The sequence below is a fragment of the candidate division KSB1 bacterium genome (genome assembly GCA_034506255.1).
In the GTDB taxonomy this organism is placed as follows: Bacteria; Zhuqueibacterota; Zhuqueibacteria; order Zhuqueibacterales; family Zhuqueibacteraceae; genus Coneutiohabitans; species Coneutiohabitans thermophilus.
In genome coordinates this window covers 261,784-278,173 of record JAPDPX010000001.1, presented here as the reverse complement: position 1 = coordinate 278,173, position 16,390 = coordinate 261,784, and the positions used below count along the sequence as shown (strand labels likewise).

Annotated in this window: 18 protein-coding genes; 12 read left to right on the top strand and 6 right to left on the bottom strand. The window is 58.2% G+C overall.

Annotated features, from left to right (window positions below; translation table 11 throughout):
• Nucleotides 1-101 precede the first annotated feature (101 nt).
• From ONB52_01105 to ONB52_01080, 6 genes are all read left to right on the top strand, one after another.
• Nucleotides 102-1,394 (top strand): 2-hydroxyacyl-CoA dehydratase family protein, encoded by a 1,293-nt coding sequence (locus ONB52_01105; protein ID MDZ7414738.1) that lies wholly within the window; start codon nucleotides 102-104, stop codon nucleotides 1,392-1,394.
• Nucleotides 1,395-1,493: 99 nt separating this feature from the next.
• Nucleotides 1,494-2,294: an acyl-CoA dehydratase activase gene (locus ONB52_01100; protein MDZ7414737.1), complete on the top strand. Its 801-nt coding sequence runs from the start codon at nucleotides 1,494-1,496 to the stop codon at nucleotides 2,292-2,294.
• A 105-nt stretch (nucleotides 2,295-2,399) separates the two neighbouring features.
• Nucleotides 2,400-3,623, top strand: a complete 1,224-nt coding sequence (locus tag ONB52_01095; protein MDZ7414736.1) for a radical SAM protein — start codon at nucleotides 2,400-2,402, stop codon at nucleotides 3,621-3,623.
• A gap of 170 nt (nucleotides 3,624-3,793) precedes the next feature.
• Complete coding sequence (locus ONB52_01090) at nucleotides 3,794-4,633, top strand: acyl-CoA dehydratase activase (GenBank protein ID MDZ7414735.1); 840 nt, start codon at nucleotides 3,794-3,796, stop codon at nucleotides 4,631-4,633.
• 35 nt (nucleotides 4,634-4,668) lie between these two features.
• Complete coding sequence (locus ONB52_01085; GenBank protein ID MDZ7414734.1) at nucleotides 4,669-4,950, top strand: hypothetical protein; 282 nt, start codon at nucleotides 4,669-4,671, stop codon at nucleotides 4,948-4,950.
• Entirely contained in the window at nucleotides 4,947-5,390 is a 444-nt protein-coding gene (locus tag ONB52_01080) for a hemerythrin domain-containing protein (protein ID MDZ7414733.1), read from the top strand. The genes ONB52_01085 and ONB52_01080 overlap by 4 nt, the downstream gene beginning before the upstream one ends.
• Before the next feature lie 12 nt (nucleotides 5,391-5,402).
• On the opposite strand, the gene ONB52_01075 is transcribed toward ONB52_01080, so the two are convergent.
• The 6 genes from ONB52_01075 to ONB52_01050 all read right to left on the bottom strand — a co-directional run bounded on the left by ONB52_01075 (nucleotide 5,403) and on the right by ONB52_01050 (nucleotide 11,127).
• On the bottom strand, nucleotides 5,403-6,683 hold the full coding sequence (locus tag ONB52_01075; GenBank protein ID MDZ7414732.1) for a hypothetical protein: 1,281 nt from the start codon (nucleotides 6,681-6,683) through the stop codon (nucleotides 5,403-5,405).
• Nucleotides 6,676-7,383: an ABC transporter ATP-binding protein gene (locus tag ONB52_01070; GenBank protein ID MDZ7414731.1), complete on the bottom strand. Its 708-nt coding sequence runs from the start codon at nucleotides 7,381-7,383 to the stop codon at nucleotides 6,676-6,678. Before ONB52_01070 ends, ONB52_01075 begins: the two co-directional genes overlap by 8 nt.
• A gap of 11 nt (nucleotides 7,384-7,394) precedes the next feature.
• A complete protein-coding gene (locus tag ONB52_01065) occupies nucleotides 7,395-8,642 on the bottom strand; it encodes an FtsX-like permease family protein (GenBank protein ID MDZ7414730.1) in 1,248 nt (415 codons plus the stop codon).
• Between the two features lie 162 nt (nucleotides 8,643-8,804).
• Entirely contained in the window at nucleotides 8,805-10,022 is a 1,218-nt protein-coding gene (locus tag ONB52_01060; GenBank protein MDZ7414729.1) for an ABC transporter permease, read from the bottom strand.
• Nucleotides 10,023-10,079: 57 nt separating this feature from the next.
• Nucleotides 10,080-10,832 carry an outer membrane lipoprotein-sorting protein gene (locus ONB52_01055; protein ID MDZ7414728.1) on the bottom strand — a complete coding sequence of 251 codons (753 nt, stop codon included), beginning with the start codon at nucleotides 10,830-10,832 and terminating at the stop codon, nucleotides 10,080-10,082.
• Between the two features lie 148 nt (nucleotides 10,833-10,980).
• Nucleotides 10,981-11,127: a hypothetical protein gene (locus ONB52_01050; protein MDZ7414727.1), complete on the bottom strand. Its 147-nt coding sequence runs from the start codon at nucleotides 11,125-11,127 to the stop codon at nucleotides 10,981-10,983.
• Nucleotides 11,128-11,303: 176 nt separating this feature from the next.
• On the opposite strand from ONB52_01050, the gene ONB52_01045 reads away from it, so the two are divergent.
• From ONB52_01045 to ONB52_01020, 6 genes are all read left to right on the top strand, one after another.
• Nucleotides 11,304-11,567: a hypothetical protein gene (locus ONB52_01045; protein ID MDZ7414726.1), complete on the top strand. Its 264-nt coding sequence runs from the start codon at nucleotides 11,304-11,306 to the stop codon at nucleotides 11,565-11,567.
• Between the two features lie 232 nt (nucleotides 11,568-11,799).
• Nucleotides 11,800-12,345 (top strand): hypothetical protein, encoded by a 546-nt coding sequence (locus ONB52_01040; protein MDZ7414725.1) that lies wholly within the window; start codon nucleotides 11,800-11,802, stop codon nucleotides 12,343-12,345.
• A 12-nt stretch (nucleotides 12,346-12,357) separates the two neighbouring features.
• Complete coding sequence (locus ONB52_01035) at nucleotides 12,358-12,837, top strand: Rrf2 family transcriptional regulator (GenBank protein ID MDZ7414724.1); 480 nt, start codon at nucleotides 12,358-12,360, stop codon at nucleotides 12,835-12,837.
• A gap of 93 nt (nucleotides 12,838-12,930) precedes the next feature.
• Nucleotides 12,931-13,632 (top strand): hypothetical protein, encoded by a 702-nt coding sequence (locus tag ONB52_01030; GenBank protein ID MDZ7414723.1) that lies wholly within the window; start codon nucleotides 12,931-12,933, stop codon nucleotides 13,630-13,632.
• A gap of 44 nt (nucleotides 13,633-13,676) precedes the next feature.
• A complete protein-coding gene (locus tag ONB52_01025) occupies nucleotides 13,677-14,570 on the top strand; it encodes a type IV pili methyl-accepting chemotaxis transducer N-terminal domain-containing protein (protein ID MDZ7414722.1) in 894 nt (297 codons plus the stop codon).
• A gap of 54 nt (nucleotides 14,571-14,624) precedes the next feature.
• Entirely contained in the window at nucleotides 14,625-16,349 is a 1,725-nt protein-coding gene (locus ONB52_01020; protein ID MDZ7414721.1) for a cbb3-type cytochrome c oxidase subunit I, read from the top strand.
• The last annotated feature ends 41 nt before the right edge of the window (nucleotides 16,350-16,390 follow it).

Sequence of the window (16,390 nt, the reverse complement as noted above, 5' to 3'; positions counted from 1 at the left end):
GCTCAAAGGCTAAATTTTGAACGGATAGAAAAACCCAACGGATAATTTAAAATCAGTTGGGTTCTTCAATCCGTTGGCGAGTTCTTAAGGGAGAATGGACAATGCCAAATGATGACAACGGAATCGTCGGACGCGGCAATCGCGATGGCGCCAAACTCTTTCGCGAATGGTTCACGGAATTAAACGAATGCAGTGAGCGTGGCGAAGGCGCGGCGTATGTGTTCGTGATGGGCAGCTTGAATGAAATTCTCAAAACCTTCGATCTGCCCGTGGTCTTCCCAGAGATCAACTCGCTGCAAACTGCGGTGCGCAAGGTTGCCCCGGAGTTTCTCAACGCGGCGGAAGAATACGGCTACTCGCCGGATATTTGCGGCTACGTCAAAGCCGACGTGGCGGTGCAACTCAAAGGCGGGCAGCATCCGATGGGCAAGATTCCCAAGCCGCGACTCGCCGTGTTGACCAATGCTTGCAACACGTACATCAAATGGGCGGAGATTTGGGAGCGCATGTATCACGTTCCGATCTTCACCATCGATATTCCCGCCACCCGCGCCGCGGGCACGCAATCGTGGCCGGGCGATCCGGATTTTGAGCGCGATCGCCGCTACGTCGTGGAGCAGCTCAAAGAGCTGATTACGCTTTGCGAGCAAATAACTGGGAAGGAATTTGACATCGACAAATTTCGCGAGGTGTTGGGGTATGCCAATGACATGAGCCGCGACTGGAAGCAAACGCTTGAATTCAACCAAGCCTCTCCTGCCGTGTTCAATGCGCTCACCGATGGCACGATTTATCTCGGCGTGGCCAACGGCTTTCGCGGCACTGCGGCGGGCAGCGCGTTTTTTAAAGATCTTGTCGAGGAGATGGCGTACAAATCGCAGCACGGCATCGGCACTTTGGATGAAGAAAAATTTCGCCTCGTGTTTGTCGGCGTGCCGTGCTATCCCATCTTTCGTCGCTTCAACGAATTCTTCTCCAACTGGGGCGGCGTGTTTGTGCATTCAACATATTTGTGGTTCGCCGCGGGCGGCACCAATCTCGGTTTCGAATACGATTTGCGCGACCCTATTGAGAGCCTCGCCGCGGGCTTGTTAATCAGCGTGCGCGATGCGATGGACAGCATGTTTCATCAAGATCAAGCCATCCTGTCGATGACCGAACCTTTTCACATCGACGGCGTGGTTTATCATCCCATCAAAAGCTGCCGCACCGTGTCCACCGGCCTCGCCGACGGCCGTCGGTATTTGATGTCGAAAAAGGACCTTCCCACGCTGTTCATCGAATCCGATATGATGGATCAACGCGTGGTCTCGGAAGCGCAGATGAAGAATCGCATCGACGCGTTTTTTGAGGGATTGATTTCGCGCCGGCAGATGGCGGAAGCGATGGAATGATCGATTACTGGATTGTTGGATTAATTGGGGCAAGACCTGGCTAACCCAATCATCCATTACTCCAACTATCCCTCAACCCAAACTGGAAGGAGAGTGGCCATGTCTTACGCAGCCGGAGTCGATGTCGGCTCCACTCAAACCAAAGCGGTGATCATCAACGCCAAAAAAGAAATCGTCGCGCGGGCGCTGACGGATACGGGTGCCAACGTTACCGCCGCGGCGCAAAAGGCGTTTCAACAGGCGATGGAAGCCGCACAGATCGGTGAAGAGGAAGTCGAATACGTCATCGGCACCGGTTATGGCCGCTACAAAGTCACGTTCGGCAATAAGCAGGTGACGGAGATCAGTTGTCACGGCCGCGGCGCGGCGCACATGTTTCCGGCGACCCGCACGGTGATTGACATGGGCGGGCAGGACAGCAAAGCGATTCGCGTCAACGACAAAGGCGAGATTGTCGATTTCTGCATGAACGACAAATGCGCGGCGGGCACGGGACGTTTTCTCGGCGCAGCCGCGGTCGCGCTCGATATTCCGTTGGGAGAATTAGGCGCGACGGCATTACGCGCGGAGAAACCGGTGCGCATCAGCACGACTTGCACGGTGTTTGCCGAATCCGAAGTTCTCTCTTGGCTGGGCAAAGGCAAAAAGGTGGAAGATATTTTGTGGGGCGTGCATCAATCCATCGCCGCGCGTTCCATCGGGCTATTGCGCCGCGTTGGCATTGAGGAGGAAATCACTTTCACCGGCGGCGTGGCAAAAAACATCGGGATGATCCGCGCGTTGGAAGAGGGCTTGGGCAGGAAAGTGAATGTGAGCGAAGATTCGCATTTCATGGGCGCATTGGGCGCGGCATTGTTTGCCCTGGACCACGTTGTTGAGGCAAAGAAGATAAAAAGATGAAAAAGTAAAAATGATTGAATGGTGAGGGAGCGCGGACTTTCTTGTCCGCGATACGCCTGTGGACTGTAAAATCCACACTCCCGTCATTTAGAAGGAGACATGATTATGATGAGTCCAACCATCAACCATCGTCAACTATACCGCTTGCCGTGGTCGCTTCCGGACAATGCCATTTCCTGGCTGGAGCCGACTTCGGCTTGCAATCTGGCGTGTGACGGCTGCTATCGCGAGAACGTCGCCAAGAGCCACAAGCCTTTGGAGATGGTGAGGCAGGAAGTGGAAACCTTTCGCGAACTGCGCAATTCTGACGGCATCTCCATTGCCGGCGGTGATCCGCTTATGCACCCGAACATCGTCGAGATCGTGCGGATGATTGCAGAGATGGGATTCAAGCCGGTCATTAACACCAACGGCGGCATGCTGACGCCGGAACTCTTGCGCGAGCTGAAACGCGCCGGCGCGTTAGGGTTCACTTTTCATATCGACAGCAAGCAAGGCCGACCAAAATGGAAGAATAAAAACGAAATCGAGTTGAACGAGTTGCGGCTGCACTACGCCGAGATGCTGGCGGAAGTCGGCGGCTTGTCGTGCGCCTTCAACTCGACGGTTTATGAGGACACGCTGCAATACACGCCGGAGCTTGTGGATTGGGCTGCCAAGCACATCGACATCGTGCAAGTCATGGTGTTCATTCTCTTTCGCGCCGCGGTTCCCCAGCTTCCGTTTGACTGGTATGCGGGCGGAAGAAAAATTAATTTGGATGTGCTCGCCTATTCGGAAACGAAAGAGCGCAAGATTGATCTGAAGTCAACGGACGTGGTTGCCGAGATTCGCAAAAGATTTCCCGAGTTCACGCCGTGCGCCTATCTGAATGGGACGGAGAAACCAAACTCGTTCAAATGGCTGCTCACCGGCCGCCTCGGTTCGAAGGAAAAAATTTACGGCTACGTCGGCCCCAAATTCATGGAAACGATTCAGACGATGTATCATCTAACGCAGGGCCGTTATTTGGCGTATACCAAACCGGCGCACACCAATCTCGGCCGGTCGATGTTGTTGCTCTCGCTGATCGATCGCGGCGTACGCGGCGCTGCCGGCAGTTATCTCAGCGCGGTGCTCGCCAATCCGCTGCGGTTGTTCAAAGGGCTGCACTATCAATCGATCATGATCATTCAGCCGGTCGATTTTCTCCCGAACGGCTTGCAAAACATGTGTGACGGCTGTCCCGACATGACCTTGTGGAACGGCGAGCTGGTGTGGTCGTGCCGCATGGAAGAGCTGAAACACTTCGGTTGTTGGGTCAGGTCGGTGCCGCGGGCAAGCGCTTAGAAAAGAAGCCAAGTTGGTTCTACTTAGTCACATTCGAGCTCATTGCCCGCGAAACACACGAAAAGACGCGAAAAGCCTTTTTAGTGTCTTTCGTGTGTTTCGCGGGCCCGAGGGTAATCTGCCTAAATAGAATCAGGCAAGAACGGGAAAAATGAAAAGGAGAATTCATCATGGCGTACACTTTGGGCCTTGACGTCGGCTCCACCTACACTAAAGCCGTTATTCTGCGCAATGATCATAAAATCATCGCGCGCTATATGGAAGCCACTGGCTCGCGGCTGAAAGAAGTGGCGGAAAAAGTTCGCGACAAAGTGGTGAATGAAGCGGGGCTCAAATTGGAAGACATTGCGTATGTCATCACCACGGGCTACGGGCGCCATCAAGTGCCGTTTCGTGATCTGCAAGTCACCGATCTCACGGCGACGGCGCGTGGCGCGAGTTTTCTTTTTCCCAACACGCGCACGGTGCTCGACATCGGCGGGCAGACGATGAAAGCGAGTCGCATCGACGAACGAGCGAAGGTGCAAACTTTTCGCCTTAACGACAAGTGTGCTTCCGGCACCGGTGCGTTTCTCGAAAAAACGGCGCGCTACATGGGCTACACCACGGCGGACATCGGCCCGCTCTTGGGATTGTCGAAAGAGAAAGTGCCGATCTCCGGCGTGTGCGCCGTGTTCGCCGAATCCGAAGTCATCAGCCATCTTTCCGAAGGCGTGCCGCCGGAAGACATCATGTACGGCGCCATCATCTCGCTCACTGACCGCTCACTGCAATTGATGAAGCGCAATAAGCTCGAGCCGGAGTACACGCTCGTCGGCGGCATTTTACGCTGGGAAGTGATGGCGAATGTTTTGCGCGAAAGATTGGGAGAAAAGGTGAACGTGCCCGCAGGCGACATGCCGCAATTCACCGCGGCGCTGGGTTGCGCGATTTTGGGACAACTGCGGTTGCGAAAACTTTTTGCGCAGCGGGCAGAGAGCTTGGCGCAAAGTGCAGTGGGAATAGCGTGATGACGTCAAGTGTAAAATGTAAGGCGTAATACGGCATGAGCAATAATTGTCAAGTTGATCATAGCAATGTTCCAGGCTGTATGTCACCGCCTGATCCGGTATTGATTGCCGAGGGCTGGGAGCGGCGATTTGTTGCCGACGCCAAACGCGCGCAGGATGCTCTTGAAATGTATGAAGAACTTGGGCACGAGGTTCGCATCGAACCCATCGCGCTTGAAGTGCTCAAAGATGAATGCCACGGCTGTCTGGTGATTCTCAAACAACTCAAAGCTGTCTACACCAGGAAAAAACTAAAACTCGCGGAGAACAATTTATGAAAATCACCGATGCGTTGCTGGGAGAACACGCCGTTTTTTATGTACAATTTGATTATCTGGAAAAAAACATTCCGCCGGCCAAAGATTTGGCGCTGGTCAAAAGCCAGGGCACCATGCTGGCGGTGGCGCTCGAGACGCATGCCCACCTGGAGGATGAACTACTCTTTGTTGCCCTCGAGGCGCACCTGGATCCCAAATCGGGGCCGCTCGCGGTGATGCGATTGGAACACGAGGCGATCGCACAGAGCCTGCAGCTCATGCAGGGAACGCAGGAGATTGCCGAAGCGCGAAATCTCCTGCTGCACACCATTCAGACCGCGCGTGCCCATTTTGCGAAAGAAGAACAGATCATCTTTCGCATGGCGCAAAACATGCTGGAGGCGGAAACCTTGGCGCTGCTGGGCGCCCAGTGGGCCGCGCGCCGGAGCGTGCTGATTTGAAACGCTGACGATTCAAAAATAGATTCGGATGGCGGTGAAGTAAAGATCAGGATAGGTGCCGAATTCGGAATGCAGACGCAAGGTGGGAAAGACGGCGTCGTAGCTCGTGATCTCCGGCCGCTTGCCGCTGCTGAAAAACGCGCCCGCCGCCAGGTAAACATTCTGCGCCAAATTGTATTCCCACTGTGCCGCAAGGAACAACGAGGCATCATTCAGATTGCACAGCGCCTGCGTGCTCAAAGTGAGCAAAGGTGAGATTTGGAAAACCAGGCCGGGCGCGAGATAGTGCCGGCCCAGCAAATAGACCGCCCCTTCTTGAAAAGCCGGAGCGGTGAGACTGCGAAGGTAATGTTCGGCGTTGCCGGCGCCGGCCGTGCTGTAGTGATATTCCACGAAACCATAAGTCCCGCCGCTGAAGCTGTAGTCCAGGCCCGCCGTGCCGCGGAAATAATCGGGCGCCGCCTCCCCGGCAGATTCCTGCAGCCGGTCAGTAAACACCTGGGCCGCTTCCAGCCACAAGCCGGCGCCGCCCAGACTACGGGCGAGATCGATTCCAACCAGCAAATTCCCACGAAAACCCAACAGCAGCAGCGCGACATCGGTCTTGGCGCGATAAAATTTTGCCCGTGTGAAAAATGCGCTTTGCGTGAATGCAAAATTCTCACCGAAAACATAACCGGCATCAAACTCGGCGAGCGCACTCAGTGGCACGCGCACGCGCACAGCGTCGATCCCGACACGTTCCTCGGTGTCCAGTTCCTGAAAGACGAATGGCGTGAGCACATCCGTGGGATTGAGCACGCGGCTGCTGCCCCACGCGATCGGTTGCCGGCCAATGAGGATATCCGCCGGTGCGGTTTTCAACTCCACCAGCATACGGTCGAGATTCTGAAAAATGGCAAAGCTGCCGACCTCGCTGTCCCTGCCGGGATGGAGCCGTGCTCTGAGATCAACCGCGCGATATTTCGCGGGATCGATGCCGGTCGGCGTCAAACGATTCTCGAACAGCACGGGGTCCTGCACACGCGGCGAGAGATCATATGCGGCGTGCAGGACAAGCCAGTCAGAGTGTTGCCAGGACAGTTGGAGACGCAGCCGGTTGTAAACGGCACCCCAATCCGTCGGCAGCGGCAGAGCAGCCGGGCTGTCATAATCCGGCAGATGAAAGACGACGAAGAAGCTTTTGTACTGGCCTGCGCAGGCCACCGCCTGCCGGCCATGCGTCGGCAGGGGCAGCACGATCAGCACGCTGCCGAGCAGCAGCAGTGCGCATGCCGGTGCCTGGCTAGCCATCGCGCCTCTCCTCACCCGCAATCAATCCGTCTTTGATGGTAATGACGCGACGGGCGCGTTTCATGATCATCTCATCATGAGTGGAAAACACGAAAGTCATGCCGGTGCGCTCGTTGAGGCGGTGCATCATGTCCAGCAGGCCGGCGCCGGTGCTGGAATCGAGATTGGCGGTAGGCTCATCGGCGAGAATCAGCGAGGGTTTTGCGACCATGGCGCGCGCAATGGCAACGCGCTGTTGCTGGCCGCCGGAAAGCTGCGGCGGCAACCGGTGCGCCAGGTCTGCCAGTCCCACTTCCTGCAGGATGCGCAGCACGCGCCCCCGCCGCTCGCGTTTGGGCACTTTTTGCAGCAGCATGACATATTCGACGTTCTCCTCCACCGTCAAAACCGGGATGAGATTGTAGGCTTGAAAGATGAAACCGATGTGGTCGCGGCGGAAATCCGACAACTCGCGACCGCTCATGCGTGCCAGCGCTTTACCGTTCAGCCAGACTTCGCCGGCCGTGGGCGTGTCCAGTCCGGAAAGCAAATGCAGCAAGGTGGTCTTGCCGGAGCCGGAGGGACCGACGATGGCGGTGAATTCACCGGCGTGGATGGTCAAATCGATGCCGCGCACCGCCGGCACCGGCACGCCGTTGTCAGAGTAGGTTTTGGCAAGTTTTTCCGCCTGGATTACCACCCGGGAACCCTCACCCATCATTCCATCTCCCGTTACAGACTTCTGCGCATGGCTTCCGCCGGTTTGAGCCGCGCAGCGTGCAGCGCGGGATAACCGGCAACCAGCGCGGTGAAGACGAAGACCCAAAAGGGGTAGAACAGGTACTGCCTGACCGTCATCACGGGATAGAGCAGCTTGCGAAAAGTCACGCCGGCATACTCCACGCCGGTGTAATCGATGCCGCTCTTGCTGACGATGCCGGTGACCAGCAGGCTGAGCACGCAGCCCAGGCCGATGCTCAAGATCGCCAGAGCGCCGGCTTCGCAGATGATTAACGCGGCCATGCCACCGGGCCGGGTGCCGAGGGCGCGCAAGACGCCGAATTCGAACAGGCGCTCATACAGCGCCATGAACAGGGTGTTGATGATGCCCAGCGCCACCACGCCGAACAAAATCAAGCCGGTCAGGTAAATGCCGAAAGCGGAAAGTTCGAAGACGGCTTGCAATTGCGGCAACAGCACCGGCCAGCCCACTGCTTCGTTGCCGTCCTGTGAATACCTTTGCCAGAAGGGATGGCCTTGGTCGCGTGCCAGGCGCGCGTCGGTAAATTTGAGGGCGATCTCGTGCACGCCGCCGGCAAGCCCCAGCAGTTGCTGCGCCTGCTCCAGCCGCAGGAAAACCATGCCGGCGTCCAGCTCCCGAATGTTGAAATGAAAGATGCCGGCAATGCGGAACATTTCCTGGGCGAGATCGCCGCTCTGTGCCTCACGGCCGGCGGCGGGGGCGCGCGCCGCGGTCAACACCACGCGGTCGTCCAGGCCGACTTCGAGCAGCTCCGCGAGCTTGCTGCCGATGATGATCTCGCGACTGTGGCGGCCGCGGAAATAATCACCGGCAACCAGCGCCTCATCAATCTGCGACAGGGGAGGTTCGCGCAGCGGGTCGATGCCTGCAAAGGTGACGGCGCTCACGTTGGCCGGCGAGGTGATCATGCCGAAGGCCAGCACGCGCGGCGCCGCATGGGCCACGACGGCCTCCTGCTGCAGCCGCTGCAGCACCTCCCCGGCGTGATTGACCGTGAGCGCGACTTCCCGGGAGGTGCGGAAACCGGCACGATGAATCTGCCCTTCTCCCAAAAACGAGGCGGTGGCGGACTCGATCAAGTTGCGCTCCATGCCCAAAACCAGCGCATCCACGAAGATCAGTGCGGCGAGCCCCATGCCGATGGCCGTGCCGCTGAGCAGGGACCGGCGCCGGTTGCGAAAGAGATTGCGCCAGGCGAGTTTGAAATGGAAAAACATGACACCATCCGTTGCCGATCAATTATCCCGCCCTTCCGCCGCACCGGCCGGAAACAACATACCACCGCAAACTGTCCGGGAGTGCCCGGCAAGCTTTCTCGCGCCTGCCACTTTGCGGGCATCCCCGCGGGCCTCCTGTTCCGCCCCTTCTGCAGGCAAAGATCAGTGCAGCCGCATGGCACGCGCCGGCGCGACACGCGCGGCTTTCAGCGACGGAAACAGACTCGCGAGATTTGCGACAAGCAATACCGTGACCGCCGGAAGCAAAATGCTGCGCCAGTTGACGGTCGCGTACATCGTGGTGAACTCGACGCCGGCAAAGGTGAAGGATTGCGGCAGGGCAATGCCGTGGCGCGACAGCCAGGCATTCAGGATCAGGCTGAGCGCCGCGCCCGCCATGATGCCCGCCACCGCAATGACATTGATTTCAGAAATCACCAGTGTGAAAATTTGCGCCGGTCGCGTTCCCACCGCCTTCAGCAGACCGTATTCACGCGTACGCTCCAGCACCGACATCAAAACCGTGTTCAGCACACCGATGGCGACGATCAGCAGGATAATCGACAGGCTGATCCAGTTGCCGCGCTGATCCATTTGCATCGCCTCATAGAACGGTCTGGCGAACTCCTGCCAGGGTGCCACCGCCAGAGCGGGATCAGCGAGCGTCGCGGCGATTTCCTGCGCCAGTGGCCTCACCCGTTCGAGTTCAGACACGATGACGACGATTTCGTGCGCACGTCCGGGCAGCATCAGCAGCTCCTGCGCCACCGCCAGCGGCAGATAGAACGCCATGCGGTCGTTCAGCTCATCACCGCTGTCAATGATGCCCACCAGAGAGTAAAGCGCATTGGCAAGCGAGCCGTCGGCGGCCTGTGAAACCACCACAATTTCATCGCCCACCTTGGCCTGCAGAATTTGAGCAAGCCCCCTGCCCACCATCGCCTGCGGCGCGGTGTCCGCTGTAAAATTCCGGCCGGCGATGATCTTGCGGTGGAAGTGGGTGGCCATGACTTCGCGGCGGGGATCGATGCCGATGATTTGTGCGCCCGCGCTTTTCTCTCCCACGGCCACCAAGCCCGCTGAATAAAGCCGGGGGGCCCACCCTTCCACGCCGTCCACTTTTGCGATCAGCCCGCCCACCCTTTGAAAGTCGGCAATGGTTTTGAACAGTGTCGGATTGTCGAGATAGCCCGCGGCATGAACTTGAATGTGGCCAAGGCGGGTGCGTGTGAACAAATCGATGACGGTCGCATAGGTGCCGTCCGTCAAACCGATGGAAAGTGCGGAGAGCACCATGCCGCCCAGCAGGGTGAGTGCAGTGAGCACGGTCCGGCGCTTCTGCCGGAAGACATTGCGCAAGGCGATCGTGAACACCATCATGGCTGCTTCACATCCATGGCATGCCGGACGCTGCGGGTGTTGCAGCGCCCCGGCCGCTCAACGGGATTGCAGATGGCGCAGGCTGAAAATCCCGGGATCGAGCGCGACATCAAAAGCAATTGCGCGATAGCGAATCACGGTCTTGTGGCCGGGTTTGTTTTGCGGAATCAGCTCGAGCGTCGTGGGAAGGCGGCGCCCTCCCACCAGCTTCACGTCTTTGAAATGAATGACGCGCATCAACCTGCCCTTCTCGTCGAAGTACGCCTCCCACACCGGCAGATAGTCCTGCTTTTGCACCGCGGTGACGATTTTGCCCCACACGATGGGCAGGCCTTCGCGGGGAATGGCCTCGAGATAAAGCAGGCCGGGCTGCGCCGTGTCCGGTGTGATCAGGCGAAAATGAAAATCTTTGAGCAGGGTGAATTCGCTCACCAAATCGTCGTTGGTGAAATCCGAACCCATCCAGGAGCTCATCATCATGGAGGGCGGAATCTTGATGACCTTGTTGGTGTTGGGGAGATAGTTCCACATCTCACTGCCCCGGCGAAGGGTCGCCACGCCTTTTTCCCGGGCCGGCGCCAGGATGCGGATGAAGGTCTTGTCCATCCCTTCGGTCCAGATCTGCAGGCGCAGGGTGCGCTGCCAGTGCGGGGTGACGATCTCCATTTCCATCTCGCCGGTGCTGGAGGTGCTGCGATAAAGCGCGTCCATTTTACGCACGATGGCAACGGCTTCATCCCGTTGCTGAGCAAGCAGACCCCCCGGCCACAACAACAGGGCCGTCACACATTTCAAAAGCATATTGATCATCTGCTGGCTTTCCAATTCGCCGTTTTCCCATGTGAAAATGCTGTCGCGCAGACTTCCCGCCGGCCGGCAGACAGGAAATCTGCGCAAAGGATGACTATCACAGGCGGGGCGGGGCCGGGGAGAAATCATCTGCCCCGCCGCGTTTGGTTCAGGCACGTTTGAATTTCAGATGAACCTCTTCGCCTTCGATGGAAATGCCGGCGATCTCCCAACCCTTTGCCTGGTATTCGGCGATAATCTTGCGAATTTCCCTTTTAAGCGCTTCCGCGGCATGAAACGAGCGAATGCAAATCACCTCCTCCGGCGATTCGCCCTTTTCAGACCGGGGCTTTGAATTTGCCTGTCTCATCACGGTCCTCCGCTCCTGCATTGCAGGCGCCCACCGTCCTTTCACCCCGCCGCCCATCGGGCGTTGAACATTTTCTTTTCCCTTGACAGCAGTTGCTTTGCGAGAAACCGGAGCGACGCAACATGATCACCCCGCACAGCTTCCGACTTTGTGAGCAGCCGGTTCCGGCCGGCTCGCAATTTATCACGTCGGTCAACAGCAGCCATGAGTTGCCACAGCTCACGGCAGAGGCAGATCCGCAGAATCGCGATCCCCGCGAAAATGCCAGCCCGCCGGCAGACGCCTGGCGAAAGGTGGTGCAACATCAAGTCCTTTTGCGACCGCGCCGAATCATGAACGTCCGGGGAAAGCCGGGTTCACGCCAGCCAACGAATGGCTTTGCTTGAGAAAGGAGCCTTGCAGGGTTGCACATCAAAACGGCAAAATCAAGACGCCGTAGCATACACGCTGGACTGTTCAATTGCAACCTCTTTCTGACTGAAACCTGCAATCCGCTTCCCGCCAGAACAACTCATCAGCCCGGCCAGCAAGCAGACATGGCGAGCAGAGCCGGAGCGGAGGATTCTGCCACTGCAGCAGCAGGGGAAGTTTGCCATGCCCGTAGGGGCAATCATCAGGATGGAAATGCTGCGAAGACATCCTGCCTGCGGGTATATTCGTGGCATTTGCAGACCAACCACCGCCTTTCTTCTCCCACTAAAAATACACTCTCACAAGAAAGCTTTTATCGCGGGCCTTATTTTCATGGGCGAAGCATTTCTCACAAAAGGGCTCTTTCCGTGGGGCCTCATCTTCGTGGGAGGGTTTTGGGGTCTGCTCCCAACCCCACCATCACCTGCCGTGCCGCCGGGGCGGAAGTGGTTGCTCCCTCGCGTAATGCCTCAGTTACGTGTGGAGACTCACGCAGAAAGCATCATCGCAGAGATCACCTTGCCTGCCGGCAGGCTGGAAGCCTGCGCTACGGCCAAGGTATTTTCGTGTCAATTTTTATCAAAATTAGGAATTTTTTATCTTGTTTTATCAAAAATGAGAAAACAAACCGGCTCCACCGCCAAAAGCTGTCGCCTTTTGTTTAAAAAAAACAGGCGGACGATTGGCTGCCTGAAGTGGGCACAAAATTTGATTCTCTCAACGACACCCCAAATAAGACAAAAATCATCCTAATTTACGGTCGTCATGCTCCATCTCACCATGACCGGCGAGTACGCGGTGCGCGCCATGCTGCATCTGGCGTCACAGCCGCTCGGCGCTGTAATCCCGATCCGGGAAATCTCGAGAGCATGGGACATTCCCGGAACGTTCCTGCGCAAGATCGTGCAACTCTTGACGAAAGCCGGCTTGCTGCTCTCCCAGCGGGGTATCAGCGGTGGCGTGTCTCTGGCAAAACCCGCGGAACAGATTTCACTGCTGGAGGTGATCGAGGCCGCCGAGGGCAGGATGGTGTTGAACACCTGCCTGCTTCAGCCCGGCGCCTGTCCGCGCGATCGGTGGTGTGCGGTGCATCTGGTCTGGCAGGAAGCGCAGCGCAGCGTTGAAAAGGTCCTGCGTGCGTATTCGCTCGCCGGGCTGGCGGAACTCAGCCTGGCAAAACGGCAGCAGCGCGGCTTCCCCATCCTGTCTGTGGGGCGAAGAACACCAGCCGAGATCGTAATGTAAGCCCGGTCTTGCGCAAGCTGTCAGCAGTCCATCACACAGTTTAGGGAAGTCTTTCAGGCAATCACCCATTCATCACCTGAGGAGGGCAATTTCATGTTCGACTGGTTCCCGCGCCACATTTCCACCTATGGCAATGATCTCGATGCGGTGTTTTGGCTGATATTCTATCTCACCGCTGCCGGCTTCCTCGCCAGCGAAGCGATCATTATTTACGCCATCATTCGCCACCGCCGGCGGCAGGGGCATACTGCCGCCGGATTCAGTGGGGAAAAAATGTCGGAGTTTGCCTGGATTCTGGTGCCGACCGGCATCGTGCTGCTGCTGGATTTGGGTATCGACTTTGCCGGCAGCGCGGCCTGGGGCAAGGTCAAGGGCGAGATGCCACCCTGCGAAGTCCAGGTGCAGGTAACCGGCAAGCAGTTCAACTGGAATTTCACGTATCCCGGCCCCGACGGCCGCTTTGGCACGGATGATGATCTGACCCTGGAAAACGAGTTGCACGTACCGGTCAACAAAAAAGTCGCGTTGACGCTGGGCGCCGCCGATGTGATTCACAGTTTCTTCGTGCCGGTGCTGCGGTTGAAACAGGATTGTTTGCCGGGCCGGCAAATTCCGGCATGGTTCGAGGCGGTGGCCACCGGCGAATATGAAATCGCCTGCGCCGAGCTGTGCGGCTATGCACATTACACCATGCGCGGTTTTCTGTTCGTGCATGACGAGGCCGGCTATGCCAACTGGCTGCAAACACACTGGCCGGCACCCGGCGCCGACTCCACGCAGGCGGCCGCTTTGTAAAAGCCGGACACTGCACGGCACAGGGCGCGAAACGGATACAGCCCATGGAAAAAGCCTTTCTGCGGGGAATGACGCGCCGCTATCTTTTCGCCCTTGGCGTACTGGCCATCGTGGCCCTGTTGTCGGATCATTTTCTGCAAAAGAGAATCGCAGCAGAGCGCGGACGCGCAGCGCTGATCAACCTCAGCGGCCGGCAGCGTTTGCTCTCGCAGCATCTCACCCTGCATGCGCTGCGACTGATCCACAGCCGGACGCCGGCGGAGAGAAGACACTGGCGGCGGGAGATGCAGCACATCATGGAGGAGATGGCGGATGGCATGCATGACTTGTTGCACGGTGACACCGGACGATCTCCGTCCGGCCGGCCCTCCGCGGCGATTCATGCGTTGTGCTTTTACCCGCCGCATAATTTGCATCAGCGCCTGCAGGTGTATCTGTCCGCCGGCCGCTGGCTGGCGCAGGCGGATGACCGGACGTTGACGCCACGCCATCCGCAGTGGCAGTATCTTGCCGCCGCTTCGCCGGCGCTGCTGCAGTCACTCGATGAGCTGGTGAATCAGCAGCAGCGGGAGGGCGAGGCCGCCATCGCGGAGCTGCATCTGCTGGAGCGCAGTGTCGTGCTCATCACCATGGTGGTGCTGGCGCTGATGGCGCTCTTCATTTTCCGGCCGATGGTGCAGCGGCTGCGCGAGTTTTTTGCAGAGCGCGCCCGCGCCGCCGCCGAGCGGGAAAAGTTGATTGCGGAATTGCAAACCGCCCTGGCCAACGTCAAAACCCTGCGCGGCCTGATCCCCATCTGCGCCAGCTGCAAAAAAATTCGCGACGATCATGGCTACTGGAACAAACTGGAAGATTATATTCAGCAGCATTCCGACGCTGATTTCACTCACGGCCTGTGCCCGGAATGCCAGAACAATTTCGAATTGAGTGAGGGATGAGCTTGCTGGACATCCCCCCACACTTTTCCTGAGACCATCTCCGAGGAGGAAAGCATGGCGGTTGATCCACACACCCACGCGGGCCCGCACCTGAGCTTTTGGCGGCGCTACATTTTTTCCACGGATCACAAAGTGATCGGCAAGCAGTACCTGTTTCTTTCCCTCTTCATGGCGCTGGTGGGCGGGTTGCTGGCCTACATGATGCGCTGGCAGCTTGCCTGGCCGGAGACGGCCATACCCGGCGCCGGCTGGATTCCCGAGCCGACCGCCTTCGATGGCGTCATTCCGCCGGAGTTTTACAATGCCCTGGTCACCATGCACGGCACCATCATGGTGTTCTTCGTCGCCATGCCCCTGCTGCTCGGTGGCTTGGGCAATTTTCTCATTCCCCTGATGGTGGGCGCCTCGGACATGGCCTTCCCCCGCCTCAACATGATGTCCTTCTGGACCTTCTTCACCGCCTCGATGGTCTTGCTCGCGTCCTTTTTTGTTCCCGGCGGGGCGGCTGCGGCAGGCTGGACCGGCTATCCCCCGCTCTCTGCCGACCCCACCTACACTGGCGTCGACTGGGGCATCACGCTCTGGTTGCTGGCACTGGCACTGGAATTCGCCTCCTTTCTGATGGGTGGCATCAATTTCCTCACCACCGCCATCAGCATGCGCGCCCCCGGCCTGAGCATGATGCGTCTGCCGCTGATGGTCTGGATGCAGATGTCCGCGGCCGTGGTGTTCATGCTCTCCGTCGGCCCGTTGATTGCCGGCGCGGTGTTGTTGCTGCTCGATCGCACCGCCGGCACCAGCTTTTTCGTGGCGACGCGCGGCGGCGATCCCCTGTTGTGGCAGCATCTCTTCTGGTTTTTCGGGCACCCCGAGGTCTACGTCATCCTGCTGCCCGGCCTCGGCGCCATTTTGGAGGTGTTGCCGGTGTTTTCCCGCAAGCCGGTGTTTGGCTACCGCCCGATCGTTTATGCCGCCATCGCGGCCAGCGTGCTCAGCTTCATCGTCTGGGCGCATCACATGTTCGTCAGCGGCATGAACTTCAAGCTGGTCATGCCCTTCAGCATCACCACCATCCTGATCTCGGTGCCGTTCACCCTCATCGTGCTGGCCATGATCGCCACCATCTGGCGCGGCGCCCTGCGCTTCACCACGCCGATGCTGTTCGCGCTCGGCACCCTGGGCGTTTTCATCGTCGGCGGCCTGACCGGCATTTTCCTGGGCTCGGCGCCGGCGGACATTTTCCTGCATGACACCGCCTTCGTGGTGGCACATTTCCACTACACCCTTTTTTCCGCCGTGATCTTCGGCGGTTTTGCCGGCATCTATTACTGGTTTCCCAAAATGTTTGGCCGGCTGATGAACGAGTTGCTCGGCAAGATTCACTTCGCTTTCACCTTTATCGGCTTCAATCTCGTCTTCGGCCCGATGTTTCTGCTGGGCATCGGCGGCCAGATGCGGCGCATCTACAATCCGATGCAATATGATTTCCTCAAGCCGCAGCAGCCGCTCAACGAATTCATCACCATCGCCGCCATCATTCTGTTGCTCGGCCAGCTTCCCTTCATCATCAATTTTTTCTGGAGCATGTTCCGGGGCAATCTCGCCGGCCGCAATCCCTGGCAGGCCAACACTCTGGAATGGGCTGCCCCCTCTCCCCCGCCCCACGGCAATTTCGAAACCCCGCCGCGCGTCTATCACAGCCCGTATGGCTACAGTCAGCCCGGCACCAGTGAAGATTGGCTGCCGCAGTATCAACCGCTCGAGAAAAGCACCGCGTAAGCGCAGGCAACCGCGCCGCACGCCCGGTGATCAAGCCGGCG

Coding starts and splice junctions, on each gene's coding strand:
- ONB52_01020 (MDZ7414721.1), top strand. CDS start 14,625: ATGGCGGTTGATCCACACACCCACGCGGGCCCGCACCTGAGCTTTTGG.
- ONB52_01105 (MDZ7414738.1), top strand. CDS start 102: ATGCCAAATGATGACAACGGAATCGTCGGACGCGGCAATCGCGATGGC.
- ONB52_01030 (MDZ7414723.1), top strand. CDS start 12,931: ATGTTCGACTGGTTCCCGCGCCACATTTCCACCTATGGCAATGATCTC.
- ONB52_01085 (MDZ7414734.1), top strand. CDS start 4,669: ATGAGCAATAATTGTCAAGTTGATCATAGCAATGTTCCAGGCTGTATG.
- ONB52_01080 (MDZ7414733.1), top strand. CDS start 4,947: ATGAAAATCACCGATGCGTTGCTGGGAGAACACGCCGTTTTTTATGTA.
- ONB52_01070 (MDZ7414731.1), bottom strand. CDS start 7,383: ATGATGGGTGAGGGTTCCCGGGTGGTAATCCAGGCGGAAAAACTTGCC.
- ONB52_01100 (MDZ7414737.1), top strand. CDS start 1,494: ATGTCTTACGCAGCCGGAGTCGATGTCGGCTCCACTCAAACCAAAGCG.
- ONB52_01025 (MDZ7414722.1), top strand. CDS start 13,677: ATGGAAAAAGCCTTTCTGCGGGGAATGACGCGCCGCTATCTTTTCGCC.
- ONB52_01075 (MDZ7414732.1), bottom strand. CDS start 6,683: ATGGCTAGCCAGGCACCGGCATGCGCACTGCTGCTGCTCGGCAGCGTG.
- ONB52_01095 (MDZ7414736.1), top strand. CDS start 2,400: ATGATGAGTCCAACCATCAACCATCGTCAACTATACCGCTTGCCGTGG.
- ONB52_01055 (MDZ7414728.1), bottom strand. CDS start 10,832: ATGATCAATATGCTTTTGAAATGTGTGACGGCCCTGTTGTTGTGGCCG.
- ONB52_01060 (MDZ7414729.1), bottom strand. CDS start 10,022: ATGATGGTGTTCACGATCGCCTTGCGCAATGTCTTCCGGCAGAAGCGC.
- ONB52_01090 (MDZ7414735.1), top strand. CDS start 3,794: ATGGCGTACACTTTGGGCCTTGACGTCGGCTCCACCTACACTAAAGCC.
- ONB52_01045 (MDZ7414726.1), top strand. CDS start 11,304: ATGATCACCCCGCACAGCTTCCGACTTTGTGAGCAGCCGGTTCCGGCC.
- ONB52_01035 (MDZ7414724.1), top strand. CDS start 12,358: ATGCTCCATCTCACCATGACCGGCGAGTACGCGGTGCGCGCCATGCTG.
- ONB52_01040 (MDZ7414725.1), top strand. CDS start 11,800: ATGGAAATGCTGCGAAGACATCCTGCCTGCGGGTATATTCGTGGCATT.
- ONB52_01065 (MDZ7414730.1), bottom strand. CDS start 8,642: ATGTTTTTCCATTTCAAACTCGCCTGGCGCAATCTCTTTCGCAACCGG.